Here is a 21,875-nt window from a genome sequence, read left to right as displayed (position 1 = left end):
AATATAACCCTTTAATAAAATAATATAGCCAGTGAACCCAAGATGTGTATGTAGTTCGAAGAGCTAAAATCAACAAAAGTTATAGGTTGATTTAACAGCTTATCTATATTTCTCTCATGACTAATATAAGTAAATAAATTACATCACCAATTTTTAGTGGTAGGTGGCGGAAAGTGGATAACGATGATGGGAGTAGAGAGTGCTGCCGCATGGTTAAAAGCCAGTCACTTCATATATTTACGTTATAAGCACGCCAGCAGTGATGAGTCAAATAGGTTTGCTGTAACTAAAAAACCTCCCTTTACAGGAGAAGCTATCTTTTCTAACTTGAAATTACACCGACAGACAGGAGATACGCTATGCCAATCAAACGGAATGTTTGTGTTACTACATTAGCTGTCACTGCTACTACCATTGCTGTTCAAGCCTCGGCCCAACAAACCCCGGCCGTGGGAGAGGTGATAAGTCCTTTAAGTGATTGGAACTATGAAGAAATATATGAGCAGGGTGGTATCCGAGCCGACAACTTAATGGGTGCAGAGGTCTTTGGCGAGAACGAGGAAGAAATTGGCAATGTTGCCAACGCATTAATTACTCAGAACAATACTATATCCGCCATTATCGCCGAAGTGGGTGGCTTCTGGGATATTGGCGATACTCATGTCTTGGTTCCTTGGGATGAGGTTGAGCTACATGAAGATGGCGTAAGCGTTCCGGTAACAGAAGAAAATGTTGAGGATTATGGGCTTTTCGCTTCTGACGAATATATTACCCAAGAAGACCTTAGCCAGCCCCAGCGAGTTGAGGAAGGCATTGAAGCTGGTGAAGGTGGGTGGAAACTCACGGAGTTGCTTAACGACTATGCCACAGTCGGAGGAGGCGTTGGCTATGGCTACATCAACAATATCCTTTTCTCGCGTGAGGGTGAAGTTCAAGCCGTAATTGTAGCAACCGGGGCTGGTTTTGGCTCTGGTACATACGCTTACCCCTTTTATGGATATGGATATGGCTGGAGCCCCGGTCAAACTTCTTATCCCTTACAATACAATGAAAATGAAGTAGGAGAAATGGAAGCTTTTGACTACGACAGATACGATGGGCTGTTAGATGATTAATAGCTAATTGCTTAAGCTATTAATGCTATTTGTTTGGGCTGGTTTCTTAACGTGTGTTCTGCAAATGCGCAGAATGCTATAAAGAAACCGGCCTTAAGTATGGAAGGTTAAAGATAGGTAAATAGAATAAGGCTGAGACATAATATATGCCTCTTAAAAATTTGCTCATTATCACTTCTTTTATGCTGCATTCAAATAAAGTGCTTTTTGTCGGCTACCTTGGTTAGTTGCTACTAACTTAATAAAGGAGGAAGTGTGTCAAGGACGAACCATAAGCTAGCGTCCCATTTTCGAGATAAGGTGCCTTCACCCCCGCAAGGACGGGGTCGATTCAAATGGTATGGCCCCGGCCTTCTGTGGATGCTCTCTGCTGTAGGCACGGGGTCCATACTCTTTACTCCCCGCGTCGCTTCCGCCTACGAATACCAGCTGCTCTGGATCCTGCTTGTTGTGGTGCTGTTCATGTGGGTCATGATTCGTGAGATGGCACGGTATTCGATCGTCAGCGGGCGCACCATGCTGGAAGGCATGCATAGCCTGGGCGGCCCCCGGGACTGGGCGGTTTGGGTTATTTTTGTGCCTCAACTGTTTGCTGCGGCGATTGGTATTGCCGGGCTGGCAGCGGTGGTGGGTAGTGCCTTAGGGGCATTCCTGCCCGGCACCAACACGATCTACGCCACTGGTATGGTGGCGCTTTCAACGCTGTTTACCGCCACCGGCCGCTATGCACTGATCGAAACCTTCAGCCGAGTGATGGCACTAGCCTTAATGGTAATGGCTATTGTCACGGCGGCCATTGTGTTTCCGGCCCCAGAGAAGGTGGCCAAAGGCCTAACCCTTGGGGTGCCGGAAAACCTGGATCTATATATTGTCCTGCCATGGGTAGGGACCATTCTTGCTGGTTCCATGGGCATTGTTTGGTTCGGTTACTGGACGGCTACCCGCGGATTCGGCGGTGGTCTACAGGAGCACAAGACTGGCGATCAATTACCCAAGTCGTCGCGCAAAGAGCTGCAGGGTACCGAAAGTGAGTCCATGGATACCCGCCTTGCAAACGCAAGAGGATGGATTCGGGTCATGTCTAAAACCGCCGCGTTGGGTGTTGTGGGTGGTCTAATAGTGATTTTTTCGTTTTTGGTGCTGGGTTCCGAGTTACTCGCCCCCGAAGGGATCATGCCCGAGGGGCCTGAGGTCGCGGTAGATTTGACCCGCATTTTTTCTGATGTATGGGGCGAGTTTGGCAGGTACCTGCTGCTAACAGCCATCGTGATTGCTTTGGGCGGCAGCATTCTGGCGAATCAGGATGGTTGGGGCCGTAGCTTCGCTGACATGACTTTGATACTTACTCGGAGTCAGCGAAACTACGGAAAGGGCGCTGGCGCGCTGCTTAAAAGCCTGGATGCGCTAGATCGAAAGTTACCCTGGCCACTGTTTGAGCGCCGCTGGCTTAAGCGTCTATACATCATTACGTTGACCGGGGTGGTGCCGGTGATCATTCTGATGCTGTTCAGTGATCCCGTACAGGTAATGTCGGTCTCGGGTATCATCGCCGCCGCCCATACACCTTTTATTGCGCTGACTGCACTCTATGTGAATAGGTCACGGTTGCCCACTAGCCTGCGTCCAGGCATTGCTGCGACGGTCGCTATGGGGCTTGCTGGGCTCTTCTATTTCGGCTTTGCTATTCTTTACTTGTTGAGCATGTTCGGCATGCTTGGTGGCTAGCCATTCGTTGGTTAGTCACGCCAACTTCTTTCGCAGTACCTGTAGCTTTTCAGACCGCGGGGTTGGAGCAGCTGGATGCGGCCACTGCATTACCTTAGGCGGTGAGTGCCTCATTAGGCACGTGGCGTCCGTGGTCTTATCTCAACAAAAGTGCTTTATCGATCGCAATAAACTCGCTGGCCTCGTTCATGAGTGAAGCGGCGGTTAACTGAGGAACGCCGTACACTTCCACTTTTTTGCCGTAGCCAACGCGAATCTTATGGGCGAGAAGGTCGAAGTCTCCATCTCCCGACACCAGCACGATCACATCGGCCTGTTCAGCGTATTCCATGACGTCGAGTGCAATGCCCACGTCCCAATCGCCTTTTGCAGAACCATCCGAACGTTGAATAAACGGCTTCAGCTTTACGTCAAAACCAATGCCTCTGAGTATGCCTTGAAACCCCCGTTGCTTTTGATCACCTCTATCGATGGCATAACAAAAGGCCTTCACGACCTCTCTGTTGGCGGTGGCTTGCGCCCAAAACTTGTTGTAGTCAAAGTTTTTGCCATAGGCCTGTCGCACGGTGTAATAGACATTCTGGACATCGACAAAGATTGCCACCTTGAGCATAAAGCGTTCCCTTTTGTTCCAAATTACCCCGGACTGCGTCGATAACGCCTGTCATGGCGGTAATTTTCCATTGTCACCCGCTTCAGCGATGGGTGCAAAAGAGGTGGTTAGTTGGTCAGCCCCGCCAGCCGGTCGAGCGCCCGTGGCCGCCTTGATCCCGCTTCACCTTTGAAATGTATCTGTGTAACCTGACAGAGCTTTGAAAGCGACATTGAGTGTCTGATTTACGACCCATGGCTGGATTTGCGAGATAAGGTCTGCCGTTACCTAAACGTTTCGTGCCAATATACGACTAAAGAGTAGTGTCCCATGGTTGAGTAAGTGTTCAACTCAGCAAAGGGCAGTTAAACAACGCCAGTGACACCTATACCAACAAAAAAATTTATGACCCAAAGGTGACCGAGGTAGGAAAGATGAATTCTCATCAAGCAAAAGACCTGGCAGCAAATCCCCAGCGCGCAAGCGAACCGCAGACCCTTGGTTTTCTACTGTTAGATAATTTCACGTTGATCTCCCTGGCATCGGCGATAGAGCCCTTACGGATGGCCAATCAACTGGCCGGCCGCGAACTGTATCGCTGGTATACCCTGACCCAAGACGGTTTGCCGGTGCGAGCCAGCGATGGATTGCAGGTAACACCTGACGCTTCCATGCACGCACCCCTGTCGTTGGAGTGGGTTGTCGTTTGCGGTGGGGTCGGCCCGCAGCACAGCGTTACCCGTGAACACGTACGTTGGCTGCAGTCGCAGTCGCGTCAACTGAGACGGTTGGGGTCCGTGTGCACGGGAAGTTGGGCGCTTGGCAAGGCAGGGCTGCTTGATTTCTACGAAACCAGCATTCATTGGGAATGCTTGGCGTCCATGCAGGAAGCTTTTCCGAACGTTATTCTGAACCCCAATTTATTCTCTATTGACCGTGATCGATTCACCTCTTCTGGTGGAACCGCACCGCTGGATATGATGCTCAACCTGATTGCGCACGACCATGGGCGCGAGCTTTCGGCAGGCATCTCTGAAATGTTTATCTGTGAGCGCGTGCGTAACGAGCAGGATCAGCAGCGTGTTCCCCTTAAGCATGTGTTGGGCACTACCCAACCTAAGCTGTTGGAGATCGTTGCCTTGATGGAATCCAACCTTGAAGAGCCCATTGAGCTCGATGAATTGGCACGTTACGTTGATGTTTCGCGTCGTCAGTTAGAAAGGCTATTCCAGCGCTACCTGCTATGTTCACCGTCGCGCTATTATCTCAAACTGCGCTTAGTGCGCGCGCGACAATTGCTCAAGCAAACGCCACTGTCGATCATCGAGATTGCCTCCGTTTGTGGCTTCGTCTCCACGCCCCATTTTTCGAAGTGCTATCGCGAATACTTTGGCGTGCCGCCGAGAAACGAGCGCCTGGGTAGCCACGACAGGCAGGGAAATAGCAGCAATTCGCCTCCCTTGATCAGACAGTGGGGGGGCGAGCCGGCTGTCCAAGCGCCTTCTTCGGGGGCGCAGCAAGCGCTTGCCAACGCCCAGGGGGAACCCACCTTTGCCAGCGTATTACTGTTGAACTGACAGTGGTGGCGTAATTCGTATTATTAAGCGTGCTGCCTGGCGACGGGCAGCACGCTTTTTTTGTGGCGCTATTGCCCACCAGCTTCCTGGCTCTGTGTTACCCATAGGTAAATGCTGGTAAGAAGTGCGAGTTGCGTCTTGTTGACAACACAATGACGCTTTTGGAATTTCCGCCGTCGTTTCCAATAGCAGCTAAACGCAACGTCAGCGCTATGCTCGCAGCATTAATCAATGTTGCTGGAGCTTAGCCATGAACCCCACCGAACTGCACGATGACGCTATCGTCATTGATGGTCTGATCATCGCCAAATGGAACCGTGAGCTGCTTGAGGACATGCGGCGCGGCGGCCTGACTGCCGCCAACTGCACGGTCTCGGTGTGGGAAGGGTTTCAGGCCACGGTCGATAACATTGTCGCCTCCAACCAGCTGATGGCGGAGTGTAGCGATTTGGTGCGCCCGGTCCGTACGACCGCCGATATCACCCGCGCCAAGGAAGAAGGCAAGACCGGCATCATCTACGGCTTCCAGAACGCCCATGCTTTTGAGGACCAGATCGGCTATGTCGAGATCTTCAAGCAGCTGGGCGTGGGCATCGTGCAGATGTGCTACAACACCCAGAACCTGGTGGGTACCGGCTGCTACGAGCGCGACGGCGGGCTGTCCGGCTTTGGTCGCGAAATCGTCGCCGAGATGAACCGTGTAGGAATGATGTGCGACCTTTCGCACGTGGGCGCCAAAACCTCCGAGGAAGTCATCCTCGAGTCCCGGAAACCGGTCTGCTACTCCCACTGCCTGCCCTCCGGCCTCAAGGAGCATCCGCGCAACAAGTCCGATGAGGAGCTCAAGTTCATTGCCGACCACGGCGGCTTTGTCGGCGTCACCATGTTTACACCGTTCCTCAAGAAGGGCGTCGATTCCACCATCGACGATTACTGCGAGGCGATCGAGTACATCATGAATATCGTCGGTGAAGACGCCATCGGCATCGGCACGGATTTCACTCAGGGGCACGACCAGGCCTTCTTCGAGTGGCTGACCCATGACAAGGGCTACGCCCGCTGCCTGACGGACTTTGGCAAGATCATCAACCCCGAAGGCATTCGCACCGTTGGGGAGTTTCCCAATCTCACCGAGGCGCTCCTGAAGCGCGGAATGAGCGAATCCCAGGTGCGCAAGATCATGGGCGAGAACTGGGTGCGCGTGCTCAAGGACGTGTGGGGGAGCTGATGAGCTCTACTCTCGCGGCTTTACCGGCGATAGGCCTACGAGGGGGCGCTGTGAATCCCTCCCTGGACGCTACTTTTGCCATGGATGGCAAAAGACCCCCTCTCCGACCTATCCCCGGCGCCGCTTCCCTGGCAGAACGGCTGTTTAGCTACTTCATAACAATCAGCAAGATTTGAGGAATACCACCGTGACCAAACTGGCCCCCGCACTGCCTATCGAAGTGGATAGCGAAACCGGCGTCTGGACGACCGACGCCCTGCCGATGCTGTATGTGCCGCGACACTTCTTTATCAACAACCACATGGCCGTCGAGGAGGCGCTGGGCGCCGAGAAGTACGCCGAGATCCTCTACCACGCCGGCTACAAGAGCGCCTGGTACTGGTGTGAAAAAGAAGCCGAGCTTCACGGCATCAGCGGGGAGGCGGTCTTTGAGCACTATATGCTGCGCCTCTCCCAGCGCGGCTGGGGACTGTTCGTCACTGAGCAGATCGACCTCGAATCGGGCACCGCTCAGGTACGCCTCGAACACAGCGCCTTTGTGTACCAGATGGGCAAGGTGGGACGTAAGGTGGAGTACATGTTCACCGGCTGGTTCGCCGGCGCCATGGATCAGATCCTCGCCGCGCGGGGCAGTTCACTGCGTACCGTCGCCGAGCAGACCCAGAGTGCGGCCGAGGCTGGCTGCGAGGTGGGTATTTTCGACGTCAAGCCGCTGACCGACGCCGACCGCTAACCCGGCTACGAGGAGAGAACATCATGGCATTCGACGCAATCTTCGAGCCGATCGACATCGGCAAGCTGACCATCCGCAATCGCGTGGTCAGCACCGCTCACGCCGAGGTATATGCCACCGAGGGCGGCATGACCACCGAGCGCTACGTCAGATACTACGAGGAAAAGGCCAAGGGCGGCTGCGGCCTGTGTATCTGCGGTGGCTCATCGGTGGTGTCCATCGACAGCCCCCAGGGCTGGTGGAGTTCGGTGAACCTGTCCACTGACCGCATCATTCCGCACTTCCAGAATCTGGCCGATGCCGTGCACAAGCATGGTGGCAAGATCATGATCCAGATCACCCACATGGGCCGCCGTTCGCGCTGGGACGGCTTTGACTGGTCGACGCTACTATCGCCCTCCGGTATCCGTGAGCCGGTTCACCGCTCTACCTGCAAGACCATCGAAGAAGAGGATATCTGGCGGATCGTCGGTGACTTTGCCCAGGCTGCGCGCCGGGCGAAGGAAGGTGGCCTCGACGGCGTCGAGCTGTCCGCCGTGCACCAGCACCTGATCGACCAGTTCTGGAGCCCGCGCGTCAACAAGCGCGAGGACGAGTGGGGCGGCACCTTCGAGGGTCGCATGAAGTTCGGCATGGAAGTGCTTAAAGCCGTACGTGCTGAAGTGGGAGACGACTTCTGCGTCGGCATGCGTATCTGTGGCGACGAGTTCCACCCGGACGGCCTCTCTCAAGATGACATGAAGCAGATCGCCGCCTACTACGATGCCACCGGCATGGTGGATTTCTTCGGCGTGGTCGGCTCCGGCTGTGACACCCACAACACGCTCGCCAACGTTATCCCTAATATGTCCTACCCGCCGGAGCCTTTCCTACACCTGGCGGCGGGGATCAAGGAAGCAGTCAGCGTGCCGGTGATCCACGCCCAGAATATCAAGGATCCCAATCAGGCCCAGCGCATCCTCGAAGGCGGCTATGTGGATCTGGTGGGCATGACCCGGGCGCATATCGCCGACCCCCACCTGATCGCCAAGATCAAGATGGGTCAGGTCGACCAGATCAAGCAGTGCGTCGGCGCCAACTACTGCATCGACCGCCAGTACCAGGGCCTGGACGTGCTGTGTATCCAGAACGCCGCGACGTCGCGGGAATACATGGGCCTGCCGCATATCATCGAGAAATCCGAGGGCGTCAAGCGCAAGGTCGTCGTGGTGGGCGGTGGCCCCGGCGGTATGGAAGCGGCGCGCGTCGCCGCCGAGCGCGGTCACGATGTCACTCTGTTTGAAGCGGCTGAGGCGCTGGGTGGGCAGATTACCATTGCCGCCCAGGCCCCTCAGCGCGACCAGATCGCCGGTATCACCCGCTGGTTCCAGCTGGAGCTGGCGCGTCTGAAAGTCGATCTGCGTCTGGGCACCCGTGCCGACGAGGCAACGCTACTCGACCTGCGCCCGGATATCGTGGTGCTCGCCACCGGTGGCCAGCCGTTCCTCAGTCAGTTCCCGGAGTGGGGCTACGACGAGAATCCCGAGGAAAGCCTAGTGGTCAGCACCTGGGATATTCTCTCAGGCAAAGTGGCGCCAGGTAAAAACGTGCTGATTTATGACGCCATCTGCGAGTTCTCCGGCGTCTCGGCGGCTGATTTCCTCGCCGACAAGGGCGCCAAGGTGGAGATCGTCACCGACGATATCAAGCCCGGTGCAGCGGTGGGCGGTACCACCTTCCCCACCTACTATCGCAGCCTCTACGAGAAAGAGGTGATCATGTCCTCCGACCTGATGCTGCACAAGGTCTACCGCGAGGGCGATGGCCTGGTGGCGGTGCTCGAAAACGAGTACACCGGCGCCCTTGAAGAGCGCGTGGTGGATCAGGTGGTGGTCGAGAACGGCGTACGCCCCGATGAGGCGCTCTACTACACCCTGAAGGCGCAGTCTCGCAACAAAGGGCAGGTGGATCTGGAGGCGCTCTACGCTATCCAGCCTCAGCCGAGCCTGAGCGAAGAAGGTGATGGCTTCCTACTGTTCCGCCTGGGCGACTGTTCGGCGCCGCGTAATACGCATGCGGCCATCTATGACGCCCTACGGATCTGCAAAGACTTTTGACGGCTAAGGAGGTGAGTACCATGCTCGATACGCTCTTGCCGATACTGATTTTTACTGCCCTTGCCCTGGCAGTAATCGGCGCTGTACGCCGTATGCGCCTGTGGCGACAGGGGCAGCCTTCACAGGTCAATATCCTCAAGGGGCTGGCGGCAGTGCCGCGCCGTTACCTGGTGGATCTGCACCACGTGGTGGGGCGCGACAAGATGATTTCCAACACCCACGTGGCCACCGCCGGTGGCTTCGTGGCGGCCGCCGTGCTGATGATTTTGGTCCATGGCCTGGGCATCGCCAACCCAGTGCTGAGTGGGCTGCTGCTGCTGGCCAGTACCTCCATGTTTATTGGCAGCCTGTTTGTGGCGCGACGGCGCATCAATCCCCCCGCCCGGCTTTCCAAGGGCCCCTGGATGCGTCTGCCCAAGAGTTTGATGGCGTTCTCGCTGGGCGTCTTCCTGATCACGCTGCCCACGGTGGGGCTGCTGCCCGAAGGTTTGCTTGAAGGGAGCGGCAGCTGGATTTTGGCGCTGGTGCTCGCGGGTGTCGTGGCCTGGGGTCTGGGGGAAATGTTTTTCGGCATGACCTGGGGCGGGCCCATGAAGCACGCCTTCGCCGGCGCCCTGCACCTGGCCTTCCATCGTCGCGCCGAGCGTTTCTCTACGAAAAGAGGGGGCGGCGGCCGGTCAACCGGCCTCAAGGCGCTCAACCTGGACGATGAAGCCGCACCCCTGGGCGTGGAAAAGCCCGCCGACTTTACCTGGAACCAGCTGCTGGGGTTCGACGCCTGCGTGCAGTGCGGGCGCTGTGAGGCGGTGTGCCCGGCGTTTGCCGCCGGTCAGCCGCTCAACCCCAAGAAGCTGATCCAGGACATGGTCGTGGGTATGGCCGGGGGCAGCGATGCCGCTTATGCCGGCTCCCCCTACCCCGGCAAGCCGGTGGGTGAACACGCAGGCTCTCCCCATGGGCCCATCGTGGCGCTGGAAGGCAAGGCGTTGGTCGACGCCGATACGCTATGGTCGTGCACGACCTGCCGCGCCTGCGTGGAAGAGTGCCCGATGATGATCGAGCACGTGGATGCGATCGTCGATATGCGCCGCCACCTGACCCTGGAGCGTGGCAAAACGCCCAACAAAGGTGCCGAGGTGCTCGACAATTTGATCGCCACCGACAATCCCGGCGGTTTCGATCCTGGCTCGCGGCTCAACTGGGCGGCGGATCTTAATTTACCGCTCATGGCCGATCTTAAACAGGTCGACGTGCTGCTATGGCTGGGTGATGGCGCCTTTGATATGCGCAACCAGCGAACCCTGCGCGCCCTGATCAAGGTATTGAAGGCCGCCGAGGTAGACTTCGCCGTGTTGGGCAATGAAGAGCGCGATAGCGGCGATGTAGCACGGCGCCTGGGCGATGAGGCGACGTTCCAATCCCTGGCGAAGCGCAATATTGCCACCCTGGCTCAGTATCACTTCTTGCAGATCGTGACCTGCGACCCCCACAGCTTTCATGTGCTGGGCAATGAGTATGGCGAACTGGGTGGTGTTTATGATGTACGTCACCACAGTACCTTTATCGCCGAACTGTACGATGCCGGTCGGTTGACCTTTGCCCCCTGGAAGGGTGGCAGCGTCACCTATCACGACCCGTGTTACCTGGGCCGTTATAACGGCGAGTTTGATGCGCCCCGTAACGTGCTTAAAGCGCTGGGCATCGAGGTCAAGGAGATGGAACGCTCCGGCTCCCGCTCGCGCTGCTGCGGCGGCGGTGGCGGGGCGCCGATCACCGATATTCCCGGCGAGCGGCGGATTCCCGACATGCGCATGAACGACGTCAAAGAGAGCGGTGCCGAGGTAGTCGCAGTGGGCTGCCCGCAGTGCACCGCCATGCTGGAAGGCGTGGTGGATGCCAGCGCCGAGGTGCGCGATATCGCCGAGCTGGTGGCCGATGGCCTGGTGGAACGTCCCGCTGGAGATGCGCCTGGCGCGTCCCGGCAGCCCGCTGCAACGACGACGGCTGAAGAGGTGATCGTATGAGTGAGATTATTCGCCGCGATCCACGTCGCGAGTGGATCGCCCGTAACCGTCTGCATCCCGACAACGCTAGTGTGCTTGCCGCCCTTGGTGTAAACGGCGGCGTTGGAGCAGTCAGCGAATGGATGGGCCCCAACGGGGTGGTGCGCAAGGATCCGCGTGCCATCGGCTTCATCGGCCCCAATGGCGTCAGGCGGATTGACCGTAGCGGCCTCCAGCAGGGCGGGCAGTCCGCCGCCGCTGCCACGGCGGCGCGCGATAGCCGGCGCATGGTGACCATTGATGCCCCTGCTTTCCTGGTGGCCGTGGTGCCCGACATGACCGGTGGGCGCCTCTCCGGTCAGGACAAGGATCTGCTGGGGCTGGCCCGGCGCGTGGCGGATGCCGACGCCGACCAGCCCGGCGCCGTGGTGGCGATCCTGTTCGGCGAGCATAAGGAAGACGCCCTGGGCGAAGCCGGCATAGATCGCGTCGTGCACCTTGAGGATGAGCGCTACGCGGGCTTTGCCCCCGAGGCACGTCTGGCGGTGTTAAGCGCCGTCGAGCGGGAGATGGCGCCGCGTTTCTGGCTGTTGCCGGACTCCCCGCTTGGCGGAGGCGAGCAGGGTCGGCGTTTGGCAGTGCGATTGGGCGAGCGTCCAGCGACACAGGTCTGGCAGGTTGAGGCGGATGAGCATAGCGAAACCGGATGGCGTTGCACGGCACGTGGTGCTGCGGGCACGGTCGATATGACACGCAACCTGCCGCGCGTGGTGCTGGCGCTGGCCGAGTGCGCCGAGCCGATTAGCGAGACGCGCCATGCCGCCCAGCCGATTGAGCTTGCCCAACCGCTGCCCGACGTGCTTGGGCGCATTGAGGACATGGGCGAAGTCGCCGTCGATCCGGCCAGTGTGTCGCTGGCGGAGGCGGAATTCATTCTATCGGCGGGTAATGGCGTCAAGGATTGGGAGGGCTATCACCACGCCGCCCAGGTGCTGGGAGCCGCCAAGGGGGCATCGCGTGTCGCAGTGGACGATGGATTTATGGCCCGCGATCGTCAGGTAGGGGCGTCTGGCACCTGGGTGTCCGCGCGTGTCTATGTGGCGGTGGGCATCTCCGGGGCTATACAGCACCTCCAGGGAATTCAAAGCTGCGATAAGGTCGTCACCATTAACCTCGATGAGCGATGCGATATGGTTAAGCGCGCCGATCTCGCCGTCATTGGCGATGCCGGTGAGATTCTCGCCGCGCTGGTCGCACGCGTCGAGCGTTATCGAGAACAGCAGCAGGAGAATCGCGATGCCGCATAACGTCAAGTCATTGAATAGCGGTGGGCTCAGCGTTGCCGTTCTGGTATCGGTGGGGCGTCATCCACTGACCACGCGTGCGCGGCGTGCCGATCATGATGCCCGTGCGGTGGAAATGGCGTTTTCCTTGGATAATGCCACCGTTCAACTCATTCATGCGGGCGACAATGATACCTCCAGCGAGGAAGCCATGCGTGGATATCTAGGGATGGGAGTTAGTGGGATCAAGCTCATTCGGCAGGCCTCAAACGCGGATGTTGTTCCAGCCTTATCTAACATACTGCGATTCGCGGCGCCGCAGCTGGTGCTGACGGGAACGCGCGCCGAGACGGGGGAGGGGTCGGGCCTGGTGCCGTACCTGCTGGCCGAGTCACTGGGATGGACGGTGGTCAGTGGCCTGGCCGAAATCGAAAGCATTGACCAGGGCGTCGCGACGGTGCTGCAGGCCCTGCCGCGAGGTAAGCGCCGTCGTTTGCGAGTACGCCTACCAGCCATCGCAACGGTGGATAGCAGTGCGCCGGCTGCTCGCCAGAGCGCGTTCGGCCCGGCGCGGCGCGGAGAGTTGGCGAGTTGCGCCTGCGCCAGCGTGATTGACGAACTACAAACACAGTGGCTCGTACAACCAGCGCGCAAGCGGCCCAAGCGGCTCAAGGTCGTCAAGTCAGCCTCAGCGCGTGACCGTTTCAAGGCAGCGGCCGCCAAGGCCGAAGGTGGCGGTGGGCAACTGCTTAGTGATGTGACCCCTGAACAGGGCGCCGAGGCGATTTTTACGCTACTCAAGGAAGAAGGCGTGCTGCGCTGACGGTGCCTGCGAATTACACGGCTAAACGCCGCTCAAGCCCGCCCTCTTCGGCGGGCTTTGTCTTGCTGGTGGCTCACCGCTTGTCTGGCTATTGGCCGGCAAGCCCCGGATATAGCCGCAGGCGCTGTCTTTCCAGGCGTAAGCCGATCCAGGCGTGCACTACCAGTACTAGGATAACCACACCACCCCCGAGTAGCGTCAAGGCCGTGGGTGTCTCACCCAATAACCACCACACCCACAGTGTGCCCAGCGCGGTTTCAACCAGATAAAACAGCGCCACTTCCGTCGACGGCAGGTAGCGGGTGGCGCTGTTGATCAGCACTGTGGCAAGCGGCATCTGCACCAGCCCCATGAGGGCCAGGACGCCATAGCGCTGGGCATCCAACGTCAGCGGCGAGGCCATGGGCAGGGCAATCGCCGCCGAGAGCAGCCCGCCACCGGCAATTACCGTCATGGGATCAATCGCTGGATAGCGGCGCAGCAGCGTCAGGTTACCGCCGATGGCCGCTGCGGCCGCCAAGGCATACAGGTTGCCTGCCAGCATCCCCATAGCCCCCTCGCCCATGAACACCAGGCTCATGCCCAGCATGCAGACGGCAATGGCCACCAGCGTTCGCAGCGCGATGTTTTCGCCCAGGAAAATTCGCGAAAACAGCGCGGCAAACAGCGGCGCAGTACTCAGGATCACCACTACATTGGCCACGTTGGCGTTCATGACCGCCAGCACGAACAGGCTGGATATCAGACCCAACAGCAGCGCCGAGGCCAGTGAGGAGAACAGGTTGCTACTCAGCGTCGCCAGCCGCTTGCCTGTCCAGCACAAAAGCCCCAGCACGCAGAAAATCAATAAACCGCGCCAGAACACGATGGTCCAGCCGTCGGCGCGCGCAAGACGTATCAGCAAACCGTCGAAGCTGAGAAACACCACGCCCAGCACCACCATGATTAGCCCGCGCTGATAAGTGTTTGCTTGCATTGTTGTAACTCCAGGTCGGCAAAAGAAGACAAACGTCCGCAGCTGCCTGGGTGGCGCTTTCCGGCGTGCTCGCCGTTGCGTTCAAGGGCGTACCGTACCAGTCGGTGTCGTCGCAAGGCTAGCGCCGAAAGCGGGAGGACGGGGTTATGGGAATCCAGCTCCAAGCCATGGTAGCGACCTCTATCTATTCATCTTGGTTGGGTGTCTTGAATAGATATGTGAATGCCTTTTTGGAGTAAGTCTCAAGGCGTGGAGGAGATAGTGTGGATACGAGCAAACAACCATTTTGATCAGAACAATAACCACAGGAGCCAGCCATGAGCGCAGCCAACCGCGGAGTTGTCTACAAGGGGGCCGGTGAAGTCGCCGTTGAATCCATTGATTATCCTGAGCTTGCCCTCGGCAATCGCAAATGTGAGCACGGCGTGATTCTCAAGGTCGTCACCACCAATATCTGTGGCAGCGACCAGCACATGGTGCGTGGCCGTACTACCGCGCCCGCTGGTTTGGTGCTCGGCCACGAAATCACCGGCCTAGTCGTCGAGTGCGGACGCGATGTCGAGTTTATCCATCCAGGCGACTTGGTCTCGGTGCCGTTCAATATCGCCTGTGGCCGCTGCCGCAACTGCAAGGAAGGCCGCACCGGTATCTGCCTCAACGTCAATCCATCCCGTCCTGGCGCCGCTTACGGCTACGTGGATATGGGCGGCTGGGTCGGCGGCCAGACCGAATATGTCATGGTTCCCTATGCTGATTTTAACCTGCTGAAGTTCCCGGATGCCGATCAGGCCATGGAGAAGATCAAGGATCTCACTCTGCTCTCCGATATCTTCCCCACCGGCTTCCACGGCTGCGTTACCGCTGGCGTTGGCCCAGGAAGCACCGTTTATATCGCCGGTGCCGGGCCCGTAGGTCTGGCGGCGGCGGTTTCCGCTCAACTGCTGGGCGCGGCCTGCGTGATTGTCGGCGATATGGTCGAAGAGCGTCTGGCCCAGGCGCGCAGCTTTGGTTGTGAAACCATCGACCTGACCCAGGACGGCGACATGGCCGACAAGATCGAGGTGATCCTGGGTGAGCGTGAGGTCGATGCGTTTGTCGACTGCGTCGGCTTCGAGGCCCACGCCTGTGGCTGCAACCACGGTAAAGAAGCGCCCGCCACGGTGCTAAACTCGGCAATGTCGTTGACCCGTGCAGGCGGCCAGATCGGTATTCCGGGCCTCTACGTGACCGAAGACCCGGGCGCTGCTGACGACGCCGCCAAGCAGGGCGCGCTAAGCATGCGTTTCGGTCTCGGCTGGGCCAAATCCCACAGTTTCCATACCGGCCAGTGTCCGGTGATGAAGTACCATCGCCCACTGATGCAGGCTATTCTGTTTGGCAAGGTCAATATCGCCGATGCGGTGAATGTCCAGATGATCACGCTGGATCAGGCCCCCCAGGGCTATGCCGACTTCGATGGTGGTGCGGCCAAGAAATTCGTGATTGACCCTCATGGCAGCGTGGCGTGATGACGGGCTTCAGTCACTGAGTGGCAAGCCCTAAGCCTTGCGTGAGGGCAGGTTAGTGCGACCCTAGACGGCGCCCCGCGGGGTGCCGTTTTTGTTCATTCGGCCTACCGCCGATCAAGATAATAATGAGTAACCCATGACCGTCCAGACCGTGACTCCCAAGCGCCGCTTTCGCGGCAAGCCCCGCGGGCGTGAACTCGATCCCCATCTTCTTGAGGCATTGCGTGACCTGCTGGGCGATGAGCGCCAGGACGCCTCGTTGCGTCGCCGCGATCTATTGATAGAACACCTGCACGCCATTCAGGATGCCAGGGGCTATCTGCCACTGGCGGACTTACGTGCCCTGGCTGCTTACATGAACTTGCCTATGGCCGCGGTTTACGAGACAGCCACCTTCTATGCGCATTTCGACGTCATTCATGACGACCAACTGCCGCCGCCTGCGGTGACCATTCGCGTGTGTGATTCACTGACCTGCCAACTGGCGGGTGCCGAGGCGCTGGAGGCACAGCTGGAGGCGAGCGTGGATATCGAGCAAGTGCGGGTGCTGCGCGCTCCCTGCATGGGGCGATGCGACACCGCGCCAGTGGCGGAGGTAGGGCACAATCATGTGCTGTTCGCTACTCAGGCGCGTATCGCGTCGGTGATCGAGGCGGCGCACTTTCATCCCGACCCCGTCGCCTGGCAGCGACTGGAGGACTATCGCAGCGAGGGTGGTTTAACACTGCTCAACGCCTGCTATCGCGGCGATGTCACAGTAGAGTCGTTGATGGAGGCAATGCAGCAGGCCAATTTACGTGGCTTGGGCGGCGCGGGTTTCCCTACTTTCAAAAAATGGTATTTCGTGCGGCAGGAGACCGGCCCGCGTTACTGCGCTATCAATGCCGACGAAGGCGAGCCAGGCACCTTTAAAGACCGCTATTATCTGGAGCGCTCGCCGCACCAGTTTCTTGAAGGTGCCCTGGTCAGCGCCTGGGCGATAGACGCCGAGGCGCTGTATATCTATCTGCGCGATGAGTACCCGGCGTTGCATGTCGTGATGCGTGAAGCCATTGGCGAGCTTGAGGCCGCTGGCTTGGTAGCGCCTGGCTATATTGTGCTGCGCCGCGGCGCTGGCGCTTATATCTGCGGCGAAGAGTCGGCGATGATCGAGTCGCTGGAAGGTAAGCCGGGCAAGCCTCGGCATCGTCCGCCGTTTGTGGCCCAGAAAGGGCTATTTAACCAGCCGACGTTGGTCAATAACGTCGAGACTGTGTACTGGATTCCGATGATCTGGCAGCGCGGTGCTGAGGCCTTCTCAAGCCAGGGGCGCAATGGCCGCGTGGGACTGCGCAGCTTCTCGTTGTCGGGCCGAGTCAAGCAGCCCGGGGTGTATTTGGCACCGGCGGGCATCACCCTCAACGAGCTGGTTGAGGAATATGGCGGCGGCATGGCCGATGGCCATCGTTTGGCGGCCTATCTTCCTGGTGGCGCCTCGGGCGGTATTCTGCCCGCGGCCAAGGCCGATATCCCCCTCGACTTCGATACGCTGCAGGCGCACGGCAGTTTTATTGGTTCGGCCGCGGTCATCGTGCTCTCCGACCAGGACGATCTACGTGCGGTAGCGATTAATCTGTTGGCCTTCTTTGCCGACGAATCCTGTGGTCAATGCACCCCCTGCCGGGTGGGCACGGAAAAGATGCTGACGCTGCTTGAGCGCGAGGAATGGGACGCCGGGCTGATGACGCAGCTCTCCCAAGTGATGATAGATGCCTCTATTTGTGGGCTTGGCCAGGCGGCACCTAATCCGGTGCTAGGGCTGCTCAAGGACTTCCGCGGTGAACTTGCCGCTCAGAACGTCATCGTCAGGGGGTAGGGAAAATGAACATGAGTATGAGCGAACAGAGCTTAAGCAAATGCTTTACGCTGACGCTGGACGGCGTTGAGGTCAGCGCGTACCCCGGTGAAAGCCTCTGGCAGGTGGCCAAGCGTGCTGGCGAGACCATTCCCCATCTGTGTTTCAAGGACACCAGCGGCTACCGTGCCGACGGTAACTGCCGCGCCTGCATGGTGGAAATCGAGGGCGAGCGCGTCCTGGCCGCCAGCTGTCTACGCCAAGCCACGCCCGGCATGGTGGTCAATAGTGCGAGCTCTGAACGCGCTCATGCGGCCCGCAAGATGGTCATGGAGATGCTGCTGGTCGATCAGCCGGAGCGGCAAGATAGCCCCGACCGCGCCAGCCATTTCTGGGCCATGGCCGACCAGCTAGCCATTGATGCCACTGAGGTACGCCGTACGCTACCCCGGCGTGACGAGCGCGTAACCCCCACCGTGCACCATGCGTCTCCCCGGGCCGATAGCCTGGTACAAGACAGCAGCCATTCTGCCATGCGCGTCAATCTTGACGCCTGCATCGAGTGCAACCTGTGTGTGCGCGCCTGTCGCGAAGTGCAGGTCAACGACGTGATTGGCATGGCCCACCGCGGGGCGGCGTCCAAGATCGTGTTTGATTTCGACGATCCTATGGGGGATAGCACCTGCGTGGCCTGTGGCGAGTGCGTGCAGGCTTGCCCCACCGGCGCCCTGATGCCCGCGACCCTGGTCGATCAAGAGGGCCGCGGCGACTCTACCGTGGCCGACCAAAAGGTAGAGTCGGTATGCCCGTACTGCGGGGTGGGCTGCCAGCTCACCTACCATGTCAAGGACGACGAGATCCTTTATGTGGAAGGCCGCGACGGTCCCTCTAACGAGAGTCGGCTGTGTGTTAAAGGGCGCTTCGGCTATGACTATCCGCGCCATCCATCCCGGCTTCTTACCCCGCTGATTCGCCGCGAAGGGGTCGTTAAAGGGCTCGATCCGGACTTCGATCCCGCCAAGCCGCTGACGCATTTCCGCGAGGCGAGCTGGGATGAAGCCCTAGAGGCTGCCACCAGTGGGCTTGTGAACCTTAAAGGGGCCCATGGCCCTGATGCCCTGGCAGGATTCGGCAGCGCCAAGTGCTCCAATGAAGAAGCGTGGCTGTTCCAGAAGCTGGTACGTACCGGCTTTGGCTCCAACCATGTGGACCACTGTACCCGGTTATGCCACGCAAGCTCGGTCGCGGCGCTGATGGAGTGTATTGGCTCAGGCTCGGTCACCGCCTCCTTTATGCAGGCAAGCCAAGCTGATGTGGTCATTCTTACCGGCTGTAATCCTGCGGTAAACCATCCGGTGGCGGCCACCTTCTTTAAACAGGCCGCCAAGCGTGGCACCAAGATCGTGATTATCGATCCCCGTGGTCAGTCGCTGGATGCCTACGCCCACCTGAGCGTGCGCTTTTCACCGGGCGCCGATGTGGCTCTGTTTAATGCCATCCTGAATGTGATTATCAGCGAAGAACTCTATGATACGGCCTATATCGCCGAGCATACCGAGGGCTTCGAGGCCCTGAAAATACATACTGTCGACATGACCCCCGAAGCAATGAGCGGTCTTTGTGGTGTTGATCCTGAGACCATTCGTGAAGTGGCCAGGCTTTATGCCAACGCTGAACGGGCGATGATTTTCTGGGGCATGGGCATTTCCCAGCACACCCACGGCACCGACAACGCCCGCTGTCTGATTTCACTCGCCCTAGCCTGTGGCCAGACCGGACGCCCTGGCACCGGTCTGCACCCTTTGCGTGGGCAGAACAACGTGCAGGGGGCGTCTGATGCGGGGCTGATCCCCATGGTAATGCCCGACTACCAGCCGGTCAGCGATGATCAGGTACGCGCGGCGTTTGAAGAGCTATGGAATACGAAACTGAATCCCACGCCGGGCCTCACTGTGGTTGAAATCATGGACGCCATTACCGCAGGCACCATTCGCGGCATGTATATTCAGGGCGAAAACCCGGCAATGTCCGACCCTGACCTGGCCCATGCGCGGGCCGCTCTGGCCAAGCTGGAACATCTGGTGGTACAGGATCTGTTTGTCACTGAGACTGCCCAGTTTGCCGATGTCATTCTGCCTGCCTCCGCCTGGCCCGAAAAGAACGGCACCGTCACCAACACCAATCGCCAGGTGCAAATGGGACGTGCAGCAATTCCGCTACCCGGCCAGGCCAAGCCGGACTGGTGGATTATCCAGGAAATCGCCAAGCGCTTCGGCCTGGGCTGGAACTATCAGCATCCGCGGGACGTCTTCGCCGAGATGAAGCAAGGCATGGCCTCCCTCGACCATATTTCCTGGGAGCGTTTGGAGCGCGAGCAGTCGGTGACCTACCCCTGCCCAGCAGAGGACGCGCCGGGCCAGGATGTGGTCTTCAGCGATGCCTTTCCCACCGTCAGTGGTCGGGCAAAATTCGCGCCCACACGCCCGCTGCCACCGGATGAGCCAGTAGATAACGACTATCCAACGGTGCTGACCACCGGGCGTCAGTTAGAGCACTGGCATACCGGCTCCATGACTCGCCGTGCCAAAGTGCTTGATGACTTGGAGCCGGAAGCCGTGGCGAGCCTGGCGCCTGCTGAGCTTATCCGGCTAGGGATGAAACCGGGCGATGACCTGACGATCGCCACCCGGCGAGGGTCCATCACTCTCAAAGTGAGGACGGATCCGGGCATGCCAGAGGGGATGGTTTTCGTGCCTTTCTGCTACGGGGAAGCAGCGGCGAATCTACTCACTAACCCGGCGCTGGACCCGTTTGGCAAGATACCGGAGTTCAAGTATGCCGCCTGCCACTTGAGCTCAACGGGCGCGGCCTGATCGATAGCGACACGACCTTCCACTCATGACCTCCCGCCCATGGAGACTTCCTCCATGGGCATTGCCATGTCTCGACGTTAGAAGAGCCCAGCCTTAGTTGACTTTACGGTGACTGTGACAGGTTGATATTCAACGCTAATTGTCCCCACGAAAATTGTAATGCTAAGTAAGCTCGCCTTATGGTCGTTACCAAGCATTAGCAAAAAAATATAAATCAACAGGGTTCCAGAGGGTGCGTGAGGCTAGGTGCGTGGAAGCCGTGCACTGACCTTGGCGTAACGGGACTTATAACGGGGAATGTGCATGAACGAGACCCTTGCAGACGCTGGGGTGGAAACGGCAGCAACGATGGAAACGCCGTCGAATTTTGCCCGCTTCGTCAATGTCCAGAAAAGTTATGACGGTGTCGAACTGGTCGTCAAGGATTTCAATCTTGACATCCGCAAGGGCGAATTCGTCACCCTCTTGGGCCCTTCGGGCTCCGGAAAGACCACCTGTCTGATGATGATGGCAGGCTTTGAAACCCCCACCCACGGTGAGATTCTGCTGAAAGACGAGCCGATCAGTGGCTTGCCGCCGCACAAGCGCGGCATCGGCATGGTGTTCCAGAACTACGCGCTGTTCCCCCACATGACGGTGGCCGAGAATCTTGCTTTCCCGCTTGAGGTGCGCCATCTCAGCAAGGCGGAGATCAAGGAAAAAGTGGACAAGGCACTGGCTATGGTGCGCCTGGAAGAGTTCGGTGATCGTCGCCCGGCGCAGCTCTCAGGTGGCCAGCAGCAGCGCGTGGCGCTGGCTCGCGCGCTGGTGTTCGAGCCTGAACTGGTGCTGATGGACGAGCCGCTGGGCGCGCTGGACAAGAATCTTCGCGAAGAGATGCAGTACGAGATCAAACGTATTCACGCCCGCCTTGGGGTGACCATGATTTACGTCACCCACGACCAGACTGAAGCACTGACCATGTCCGACCGCATTGCGGTCTTCAACGACGGCATTGTGCAGCAGCTGGCCTCACCGGATGAGCTCTACGAGCGACCGGAAAACGCCTTTGTGGCGTATTTCATCGGTGAAAACAACCGGCTGGTTGGCGAGGTCATCGAGCACCTTGGCGATAATTGCAAGGTGCGCCTGGATAGCGGCGACGTCGTGACGGCCAAACCGGTGGCGGTGGGCGGCGTGGGCTCACGTACGACCCTGTCACTGAGGCCCGAGCGGGTCAGCATCCTGCACGGCAATGCTGAAGAACAGTTCGAAAACCAGTTCGCCGCCACGGTGCAGGAGGTCATCTACCTGGGCGACCATCTGCGCACGCGGTTGTCGGTGTGCGGTAACGATGACTTCATACTGAAGACAGCCAATGCGCAGGGGGTTGGTGTCATGCGGCCCGGTCAGCAAATTCAGGTCGGCTGGTCGAGCGCTGATTGCCGCGCGCTGGATGTTGAGTAGGACGGTCGTCAAGTACGCCGTTTTTCGGCATCCCACGATGCCTGCGGCAAGTGCAATAACTAA

At 58.7% G+C, this 21,875-nt stretch carries 15 protein-coding genes; 13 read left to right on the top strand and 2 right to left on the bottom strand.

Going from position 1 to position 21,875, the window contains the following annotated elements; genetic code table 11:
- Positions 1 to 359: 359 nt before the first annotated feature.
- A complete protein-coding gene (locus RZA33_RS05040; RefSeq protein ID WP_317506760.1) occupies positions 360 to 1,115 on the top strand; it encodes a PRC-barrel domain-containing protein in 756 nt (251 codons plus the stop codon).
- Positions 1,116 to 1,370: 255 nt separating this feature from the next.
- Positions 1,371 to 2,840 carry an Nramp family divalent metal transporter gene (locus RZA33_RS05035; RefSeq protein ID WP_317506759.1) on the top strand — a complete coding sequence of 490 codons (1,470 nt, stop codon included), beginning with the start codon at positions 1,371 to 1,373 and terminating at the stop codon, positions 2,838 to 2,840.
- A 136-nt stretch (positions 2,841 to 2,976) separates the two neighbouring features.
- Here RZA33_RS05035 and RZA33_RS05030 read toward each other — a convergent pair whose 3' ends face one another.
- Positions 2,977 to 3,453 carry an NYN domain-containing protein gene (locus tag RZA33_RS05030; protein ID WP_317506758.1) on the bottom strand — a complete coding sequence of 159 codons (477 nt, stop codon included), beginning with the start codon at positions 3,451 to 3,453 and terminating at the stop codon, positions 2,977 to 2,979.
- A 413-nt stretch (positions 3,454 to 3,866) separates the two neighbouring features.
- Between RZA33_RS05030 and RZA33_RS05025 the strand changes: the two genes are divergently transcribed.
- The 7 genes from RZA33_RS05025 to RZA33_RS04995 all read left to right on the top strand — a co-directional run bounded on the left by RZA33_RS05025 (position 3,867) and on the right by RZA33_RS04995 (position 13,175).
- Positions 3,867 to 5,009: a GlxA family transcriptional regulator gene (locus RZA33_RS05025; protein WP_317506757.1), complete on the top strand. Its 1,143-nt coding sequence runs from the start codon at positions 3,867 to 3,869 to the stop codon at positions 5,007 to 5,009.
- A gap of 250 nt (positions 5,010 to 5,259) precedes the next feature.
- Positions 5,260 to 6,237: a dipeptidase gene (locus RZA33_RS05020; RefSeq protein WP_317506756.1), complete on the top strand. Its 978-nt coding sequence runs from the start codon at positions 5,260 to 5,262 to the stop codon at positions 6,235 to 6,237.
- Positions 6,238 to 6,424: 187 nt separating this feature from the next.
- Complete coding sequence (locus tag RZA33_RS05015; protein ID WP_317506755.1) at positions 6,425 to 6,970, top strand: DUF5943 domain-containing protein; 546 nt, start codon at positions 6,425 to 6,427, stop codon at positions 6,968 to 6,970.
- 23 nt (positions 6,971 to 6,993) lie between these two features.
- Complete coding sequence (gene dgcA / locus RZA33_RS05010) at positions 6,994 to 9,066, top strand: dimethylglycine demethylation protein DgcA (protein WP_317506754.1); 2,073 nt, start codon at positions 6,994 to 6,996, stop codon at positions 9,064 to 9,066.
- Between the two features lie 20 nt (positions 9,067 to 9,086).
- A complete protein-coding gene (locus RZA33_RS05005; RefSeq protein ID WP_317506753.1) occupies positions 9,087 to 11,090 on the top strand; it encodes a (Fe-S)-binding protein in 2,004 nt (667 codons plus the stop codon).
- Positions 11,087 to 12,376, top strand: coding sequence for an electron transfer flavoprotein subunit alpha/FixB family protein (locus RZA33_RS05000; protein WP_317506752.1), 1,290 nt, complete (start codon positions 11,087 to 11,089; stop codon positions 12,374 to 12,376). Before RZA33_RS05005 ends, RZA33_RS05000 begins: the two co-directional genes overlap by 4 nt.
- Entirely contained in the window at positions 12,366 to 13,175 is an 810-nt protein-coding gene (locus RZA33_RS04995; protein ID WP_317506751.1) for an electron transfer flavoprotein subunit beta, read from the top strand. The genes RZA33_RS05000 and RZA33_RS04995 overlap by 11 nt, the downstream gene beginning before the upstream one ends.
- A gap of 88 nt (positions 13,176 to 13,263) precedes the next feature.
- Here RZA33_RS04995 and RZA33_RS04990 read toward each other — a convergent pair whose 3' ends face one another.
- On the bottom strand, positions 13,264 to 14,151 hold the full coding sequence (locus RZA33_RS04990; RefSeq protein WP_317506750.1) for a DMT family transporter: 888 nt from the start codon (positions 14,149 to 14,151) through the stop codon (positions 13,264 to 13,266).
- 317 nt (positions 14,152 to 14,468) lie between these two features.
- Here RZA33_RS04990 and fdhA point away from each other — a divergent pair, with 317 nt between their 5' ends.
- The 4 genes from fdhA to RZA33_RS04970 all read left to right on the top strand — a co-directional run bounded on the left by fdhA (position 14,469) and on the right by RZA33_RS04970 (position 21,812).
- Complete coding sequence (gene fdhA, locus RZA33_RS04985; protein WP_317506749.1) at positions 14,469 to 15,659, top strand: formaldehyde dehydrogenase, glutathione-independent; 1,191 nt, start codon at positions 14,469 to 14,471, stop codon at positions 15,657 to 15,659.
- Between the two features lie 136 nt (positions 15,660 to 15,795).
- Entirely contained in the window at positions 15,796 to 17,514 is a 1,719-nt protein-coding gene (locus RZA33_RS04980; RefSeq protein ID WP_317506748.1) for an NAD(P)H-dependent oxidoreductase subunit E, read from the top strand.
- A gap of 11 nt (positions 17,515 to 17,525) precedes the next feature.
- Positions 17,526 to 20,366, top strand: coding sequence for a formate dehydrogenase subunit alpha (gene fdhF / locus RZA33_RS04975; RefSeq protein WP_317506747.1), 2,841 nt, complete (start codon positions 17,526 to 17,528; stop codon positions 20,364 to 20,366).
- Positions 20,367 to 20,669: 303 nt separating this feature from the next.
- On the top strand, positions 20,670 to 21,812 hold the full coding sequence (locus RZA33_RS04970; RefSeq protein ID WP_317506746.1) for an ABC transporter ATP-binding protein: 1,143 nt from the start codon (positions 20,670 to 20,672) through the stop codon (positions 21,810 to 21,812).
- The last annotated feature ends 63 nt before the right edge of the window (positions 21,813 to 21,875 follow it).

Origin of the sequence: Halovibrio sp. HP20-59, assembly GCF_033052795.2 — a bacterium.
Classification (GTDB): domain Bacteria; phylum Pseudomonadota; class Gammaproteobacteria; order Pseudomonadales; family Halomonadaceae; genus Vreelandella.
This window is presented reverse-complemented; position numbering and strand designations above follow the sequence as displayed.